The sequence below is a fragment of the Streptomyces sp. RP5T genome, from assembly GCF_003933965.1.
Taxonomy (GTDB): domain Bacteria; phylum Actinomycetota; class Actinomycetes; order Streptomycetales; family Streptomycetaceae; genus Streptomyces.
Genome location: NZ_RSAJ01000461.1, coordinates 1 through 6,630, shown reverse-complemented (window position 1 = coordinate 6,630; position 6,630 = coordinate 1). Strand labels below are relative to the sequence as shown.

At 69.0% G+C, this 6,630-nt stretch carries 7 protein-coding genes; 1 reads left to right on the top strand and 6 read right to left on the bottom strand.

Going from position 1 to position 6,630, the window contains the following annotated elements; all coding sequences use genetic code 11:
• Window positions 1-98: 98 nt before the first annotated feature.
• From EHS43_RS49030 to EHS43_RS33400, 6 genes are all read right to left on the bottom strand, one after another.
• Entirely contained in the window at window positions 99-146 is a 48-nt protein-coding gene (locus EHS43_RS49030) for a hypothetical protein (protein WP_309506048.1), read from the bottom strand.
• A 116-nt stretch (window positions 147-262) separates the two neighbouring features.
• Window positions 263-1,867: an FAD-dependent monooxygenase gene (locus EHS43_RS33420; RefSeq protein WP_125194404.1), complete on the bottom strand. Its 1,605-nt coding sequence runs from the start codon at window positions 1,865-1,867 to the stop codon at window positions 263-265.
• Between the two features lie 188 nt (window positions 1,868-2,055).
• Window positions 2,056-2,970 carry an amino acid ABC transporter permease gene (locus EHS43_RS33415; RefSeq protein ID WP_125194403.1) on the bottom strand — a complete coding sequence of 305 codons (915 nt, stop codon included), beginning with the start codon at window positions 2,968-2,970 and terminating at the stop codon, window positions 2,056-2,058.
• A complete protein-coding gene (locus EHS43_RS33410; RefSeq protein WP_125194402.1) occupies window positions 2,967-3,635 on the bottom strand; it encodes an amino acid ABC transporter permease in 669 nt (222 codons plus the stop codon). The genes EHS43_RS33415 and EHS43_RS33410 overlap by 4 nt, the downstream gene beginning before the upstream one ends.
• A gap of 186 nt (window positions 3,636-3,821) precedes the next feature.
• Window positions 3,822-4,664, bottom strand: coding sequence for a glutamate ABC transporter substrate-binding protein (locus EHS43_RS33405; protein ID WP_125194401.1), 843 nt, complete (start codon window positions 4,662-4,664; stop codon window positions 3,822-3,824).
• A gap of 61 nt (window positions 4,665-4,725) precedes the next feature.
• Window positions 4,726-5,502: an amino acid ABC transporter ATP-binding protein gene (locus tag EHS43_RS33400; RefSeq protein ID WP_125194400.1), complete on the bottom strand. Its 777-nt coding sequence runs from the start codon at window positions 5,500-5,502 to the stop codon at window positions 4,726-4,728.
• Window positions 5,503-5,814: 312 nt separating this feature from the next.
• On the opposite strand from EHS43_RS33400, the gene EHS43_RS33395 reads away from it, so the two are divergent.
• A complete protein-coding gene (locus EHS43_RS33395; protein ID WP_125194399.1) occupies window positions 5,815-6,501 on the top strand; it encodes a response regulator transcription factor in 687 nt (228 codons plus the stop codon).
• Window positions 6,502-6,630: the final 129 nt, after the last annotated feature.

The window sequence follows — 6,630 nt, the reverse complement described above, 5'->3', positions numbered from 1 at the left end:
GGGGAGGGCGGAGGAGACAGACACGGGTACCGTCCTGAGAGAGTTCGCGAGAGCGTGCCGTCGCACGGGCGCGGCACGCGGTGGAGGGGAAGGCGAATTCAGCAGGACGGGCGACACACGCAGCCCGCATAGCGGACGAGGTCCATATGGACCCTCCGCCACAGGCGCACACAGGTGTCGGTCACGATCCGGAGTACACCATGGCGCCGACGGACGTTTCAACTCACTGTCACTATGTGGACGCACAGTGACAGTGAGCACGTCAACGCGAACCGGCCCCCGCGTTCGCCTCGGTCTTCGCAGGTGGCCCGCCCAGCGCCGTCTCGGCCGCCGAGTACAGGTCGGCCGGGCGGACCCCGCTCAGCGCCGTGACGAGGTGGCCGTCGGGGCGTACGAGAAGGACCGTGTGCGGGGCCGCGCCCGGGTACTCCTCGGCGACCAGGAGCTCGGCGGAGTGCGGCAGCGCGCTCACCGCCGCCGCCAGGCGGGGCATGATGCCGGCGGTCACCCAGTGCTTGCGCTCCCACACCCCGGTGCCCGGCGCGACCAGGACGACGAGCAGGGCCCCTCGGCCGAGGCGTTCGCGCAGTCGTACGAAGGTGCCGTCCTCGGCGGTGACCCGGACGTCCGTGACCGGTGACCCCGGGAGCGTGTCGACGGGTGCCTCTCCTTCGAGCTGCCGGGGTGCGAGGGGTGAGTCGGCGTAGGTTCCCGGCGCGCCGAGCGGGCCGCGCCCGAGGTGGCCGTCCGTGAGCAGGGCATCGTGGCCGCGGCCCGAGCCGGGCACCACCGAGCGCAGGCCCCCACCGCCGCGCAGCACCGGGAGCGCCTGGTCGGCGGCGCGCAGCCGACCGGCGACGACCGCGCGCCGCTCGGTCTGGTAGCTGTCGAGAAGCGCCTCGTGCGGGCCGTGGTGCCAGGCCAGGGCCAGCTTCCAGGCGAGGTTGTCGGCGTCCCGGAGGCCCTCGTCCAGCCCCTGCGTGCCGAGCGCCCCGAGGCAGTGCGCCGCGTCCCCGGCGAGGAAGACCCGGCCGGCGCGCCAACGGCGGGCCAGCCGGTGGTGCACCGTGTGCACTCCGGTGTCGAGGAGGTCGTACGGCGGTGTCGGGCCGTCCGTCCAGCCCGCGAGGGTCTCGCGGACGCGGGTCACCAGGAGTTCGGGCGTGACCAGGTCCTTGCCCGGCGGGAGCAGCCAGTCCAGGCGCCACACGCCCTCGGGGAGGGGACGGGCGGTGATCTCCCCGGCCGAGGGCCCCGATGTCCGCCACGGCGGCATGCGGTGGAGCAACGCCCGGTCCTCCCAGGGGAGTTCCGCGCGCAGGGCGGCGACGGCGTGGCGTTCCACGGCCGTACGGCCCGGGAAGCGGATGTCCTGGAGCTTGCGCACGGTGGAGCGCGTGCCGTCGCAGCCGACCAGGTAACTCCCGCGCCACCACGTGCCCTTGGGGCCGCGGGTGTGGGCGGTGACGCCCGCGGGCTCCTGCTCGATGGTGTCGAGACGGCTGTCCGGGCTGAGCCTGACCAGCCGCTCTCCGGCGAGGGCGGCCCGGAGGGCGCCGGTCAGGACGTGCTGGGCGAGGTGCAGGGGGGCCTCCCCGGCCTCCTCGAAATCGACCTCGCGCATCACCTGCTTGCGGCGCATCGACCGCCATCCGGCCCAGTGCACCCCCAGCTCGGTGACCGGCACCCCGGTCAGCCGGGCCATCAGGGCGGCGGTGTCCTCGTGCAGTACGGCGGTACGGGCCAGCCGGGGTTCGTCCTTGCCCGGGCCCTCGTCGAGGACCACGGAGGGGACCTCCTGACGCGCCAGCGCCAGGGCGAGCGTGAGCCCGACGGGCCCCGCTCCGACGATGATCACCGGGTCCACGACGAGGCGCCCCCTGCCCGCGGAGGAGTCCCGGGGAACGTATGTGAACAGGAGGTTGGAGCAGGGTGCACGATCACAGAACGTATGCAACCCATTGCCGGTGCTTGCGTCAAGTGACGGAGGCAGTGGCGATCATGCCACTGCCTCCGTGTCGTTCTCACGTGTGGTTCATACCACTTGACCGACTATCAGAATCCGCCGCCACCGCCGGTGTTCTCTCCGGTCCCGTAGGTGCCGCCCACCGCCGCCGGGTTGACCTCCGTGTCCTCGCCCAGCACCGCACCCGTGCTCTTCTTGCTGCGCCGCAGCCGCTGCTCCAGCCAGCCCGCGAAGCTGGTGAGGAGGAAGTTCAGGACGATGTAGATGATCGCGACGACGATGAAGCTGGGGATGACGTTGGCGTAGTTGGCGGCCAGCGTCTGGCGCGAGTTGAGGAGCTCCGCGAAGCCGAGCATCACGCCGCCCAGCGCGGTGTCCTTCACGATGACGACCAGCTGGCTGACGATCGCCGGCAGCATCGCGGTGACCGCCTGCGGGAGCAGGATGCTGGTCATCGTCTGGCCCTTGCGCAGACCGATCGCGTAGGCCGCCTCCGTCTGCCCCTTGGGCAGCGAGAGGATGCCGGCCCGCACGACCTCGGCGAGCACCGACGCGTTGTAGAGGACCAGGCCGGTGACGACCGCGTACAGGGGGCGCTGCTCGCTGGAGATGTCCGTGGAACGGACGTAGAACTCGTTGGCGAACAGCATCAGCAGCAGCACCGGGATGGCCCGGAAGAACTCGACCACCGTGCCGGCCGTGCCCCGTACCCAGGCGTGGTCGGACATGCGGGCGATGCCGAAGACCGCGCCCAGCGGAAGGGCGATCACCATGGCGATCGCCGCGGCCTTGAGGGTGTTGCCGAGGCCGGGGATGAGGTACGTCGTCCAGGCCTCGCTGGTGACGAACGGCTGCCAGAGGTTCCACTCCAGCTGGTTCTTGTCGTCCATCTTCAGCCACACCCACCACAGCGCGAGGGCGAGGAGAAGGGTGAAGACGACCGACAGGAGGAGGTTGCGCCGTTTGGCGCGGGGTCCCGGAGTGTCGTAGAGGACCGAGCTCATCGCTTCACCGCCAGTCGCTTGGCGAGCCAGCCGAGGAGCAGGCCGGTCGGCAGGGTCAGTACCACGAAGCCGAATGCGAAGACCGCGCCGATGGCGAGCGTCTGGGCCTCGTTCTCGATCATTTCCTTCATCAGGAGCGCGGCCTCGGCCACGCCGATCGCGGCCGCGACCGTGGTGTTCTTGGTCAGCGCGATCAGCACGTTGGCCAGTGGGTTGATGACCGCGCGGAAAGCCTGCGGGAGCACGATGAGACGCAGGGTCTGGCTGAAGTTGAGCCCGATCGCGCGGGCCGCCTCGGCCTGGCCGAGCGGCACCGTGTTGATGCCGGAGCGGATCGCCTCGCAGACGAACGCCGCCGTGTAGGCGACGAAACCGAGTACCGCCAGCCGGAAGCCCTGGACGTCGAAGTTGTCGGCCGCGCCCATCGTCACCCCGAAGATGTCGGCGAGGCCGAGCGAGGTGAAGACGATGATGACCGTCAGGGGGATGTTCCGGACGATGTTCACGTAGGCGGTGCCGAAGCCTCGCATCAACGGGACCGGGCTGACCCGCATCGCGGCCAGCAGGGTGCCCCAGATCAGGGAGCCGACGGCGGACAGGGCGGTGAGTTTCACCGTCATCCAGAACGCCCCGAGGACGTCGTAACCTTCTAGAAAGTCGAACACGATCTCCCGCGCTTCCGGGTGTGTGGCGTGTGGGTGGCGTACGTGGACGGGCGCGGGGGCGCTGCGCTGGTTACGCCGCCACACCTCAACGTGGCATCTCCGGGTTCGCCGTGGCCGGTCGCGCCGTTCCCCGCGCCCTTTCGGGGCGCGGCGGAGCGGCCGGCCACAGCTGCTTGGCCCTGGGTACTACTTGACGATGACGCCGACCTTCGGGGCGGGCTCGTTCTTGTAGCCGGCCGGGCCGAAGTTCGCGTCGACCGCCTTCTGCCAGGAGCCGTCGCTGACCATCTTCTCCAGGGCAGCGTTGATCTTGTTCAGGGTCGCCGTGTCGCCCTTCTTCACGCCGATGCCGTAGTTCTCGTTGCTCAGCTTGAGGCCGGCGAGCTTGAACTGGCCCTTGTACTTGTCCTGGGAGGCGAAGCCCGCGAGGATCGAGTCGTCCGTGGTCACCGCGTCGACGGCACCGCTCTGGAGGCCGGCGATGCACTCCGAGTAGCCGCCGTACTGCTTCAGCTGGGCCTTCGGGGCGAAGTCGTCCTTGACGTTCTGGGCCGAGGTCGAGCCGGTCACGGAGCACAGCTTCTCGCCGTTGAGGTCCGTGGCCTCGCTGATCTTGGAGTCCTTCTTGACCAGCAGGTCCTGGTGGGCCAGCAGGTACGGGCCGGCGAAGTCGACCTTCTGCTTGCGCTCGTCGGTGATCGAGTAGGTGGCCGCGATCATCTTCACGTCGCCGCGGGAGAGCGCGTTCTCACGGTCGGCGCTCTTGGTCTCGACGAACTCGATCTGGTCGGGCTTGTAGCCGAGCTGCTTGGCCACGTACGTCGCCACGTCCACGTCGAAGCCGGAGAAGGAACCGTCGGGCTTCTTCAGGCCCAGGCCGGGCTGGTCGTACTTGATACCGATCTTGATCTTGTCGCCGCCGGAACCCGAGCCGGAGCTGTCGTCCTTGCTGTCGCCGCCGCAGGCGGTCGCCGACAGGGCGAGGGCGAGAACGGCGGCCGAGGCGGCGGTGACCTTACGGAGCTTCATGGTGAACATCCTTTGGGTGGTGAAGACAGGAGAGCCGTCGGTGGTCGATCCGGGTGGCACGTCAGTGGTGCAGGATCTTCGACAGGAAGTCCTTGGCGCGGTCGCTGCGCGGGTTGCTGAAGAACTGGTCGGGCGCAGCCTCTTCGACGATCCGTCCGTCGGCCATGAACACCACGCGGTTTGCGGCCGATCGTGCGAAACCCATCTCGTGCGTGACGACGATCATTGTCATGCCGTCGCGGGCGAGCTGCTGCATGACCTCCAGCACCTCGTTGATCATCTCGGGGTCGAGCGCCGACGTGGGCTCGTCGAAGAGCATGACCTTGGGGTCCATCGCCAGGGCCCGGGCGATGGCGACGCGCTGCTGCTGACCGCCGGACAGCTGGGCGGGGTACTTGTCCGCCTGGGTGGCGACGCCGACCCGGTCGAGCAGGGCGCGCGCCTTGTCCTCGGCCTTCTTCTTGTCGGCCTTGCGGACCTTGATCTGGCCCAGCATCACGTTCTCGAGCACGGTCTTGTGCGCGAAGAGGTTGAAGGACTGGAAGACCATGCCGACGTCGGCGCGCAGCCGGGCCAGTTCCTTGCCCTCCTGGGGCAGTGGCTTGCCGTCGATGACGATCGAACCCGTGTCGATCGTCTCCAGGCGGTTGATGGTGCGGCACAGCGTGGACTTCCCGGACCCGGAGGGTCCGATGACCACGACGACCTCGCCGCGGGCGATCGTCAGGTCGATGTCCTGGAGCACGTGCAACGCGCCGAAGTGCTTGTTGACGCTCTTCAGGACGACCAGCTCGCCGGTCGCGGCCACGTCTTCCTTGGCCACCGATACTTCGGTCATCGCTCTCTGGCTCCGTCCTCCTCGGTTTCGGAGGACAGTAGTGACCCCACGCGACCAGCGTCATTAGTCTTGAGGGGAATCTGAGCATCACGATCGGATAGCAATCGGACACGTGTCGTAGCACTTGTCACCAGTGCGCATCCGGTGTGCGTATCGGCCGGGTAACGGAAGCCCGGCGCAACCGGAACGCTCTTGACGCCGTCCTCATCCATCAGCATGACTGCACGGTGCGCACGCGCGCGTGCGTTCGCACATTTGTACCTGTTCACTATCTCTACAGATAGTACGTCCGAAGGATAAAAGGGGGCCGGGGTGAGACTTCTCCTCGTCGAGGACGACAACCACGTGGCCGCCGCGCTGTCCGCGGTGCTCGCCCGGCACGGTTTCGACGTCACGCATGCCCGCAGCGGCGAGGAGGCACTTCAGGCGCTCGTCCCCGAGGGCAACGGCTTCGGGGTCGTCCTCCTCGACCTCGGCCTGCCCGACCAGGACGGTTACGAGGTCTGCGGCAAGATCCGCAAGCGCACCAGCACACCGGTGATCATGGTCACCGCGCGCTCCGACGTCCGCTCCCGCATCCACGGGCTGAACCTCGGTGCCGACGACTACGTGGTCAAGCCGTACGACACGGGGGAGCTCCTCGCCCGCATCCACGCCGTCAGCCGGCGCACCGTCCACGAGGACGCGCCCGGCGGAGCGGACACGGCGCTGGTCCTGGGCGCGGTACGCATCGAACTGCCGACCCGTCAGGTCACCGTGGACGGTACGGTCGTCCAGCTCACCCGCAAGGAGTTCGACCTCCTCGCGCTGCTCGCCCAGCGGCCCGGGGTGGTCTTCCGGCGCGAGCAGATCATCAGCGAGGTCTGGCGCACCAGCTGGGAGGGCACGGGCCGCACGCTGGAGGTGCATGTGGCGTCCCTGCGCGCGAAGCTGCGGATGCCCGCGCTGATCGAGACGGTACGGGGCGTGGGGTACCGGCTGGTGGCCCCGGGGATGTGAGGCCGTGGCGGCGCCTTGAGGGCCGGGGCTCACCGGCTGTCGTGGGGCTCGGCGTGAAAGTGTGGAGCGAGGGCTGTGCGAGGCTCGGGGGGACGGAACGGGTCGGGTGAGGGACGGTGACTGTGGGCG

Excerpts from the sequence above, each read along its gene's own strand:
- EHS43_RS33405 (WP_125194401.1), bottom strand. The coding sequence starts at position 4,664 with ATGAAGCTCCGTAAGGTCACCGCCGCCTCGGCCGCCGTTCTCGCCCTC.
- EHS43_RS33400 (WP_125194400.1), bottom strand. The coding sequence starts at position 5,502 with ATGACCGAAGTATCGGTGGCCAAGGAAGACGTGGCCGCGACCGGCGAG.
- EHS43_RS33415 (WP_125194403.1), bottom strand. The coding sequence starts at position 2,970 with ATGAGCTCGGTCCTCTACGACACTCCGGGACCCCGCGCCAAACGGCGC.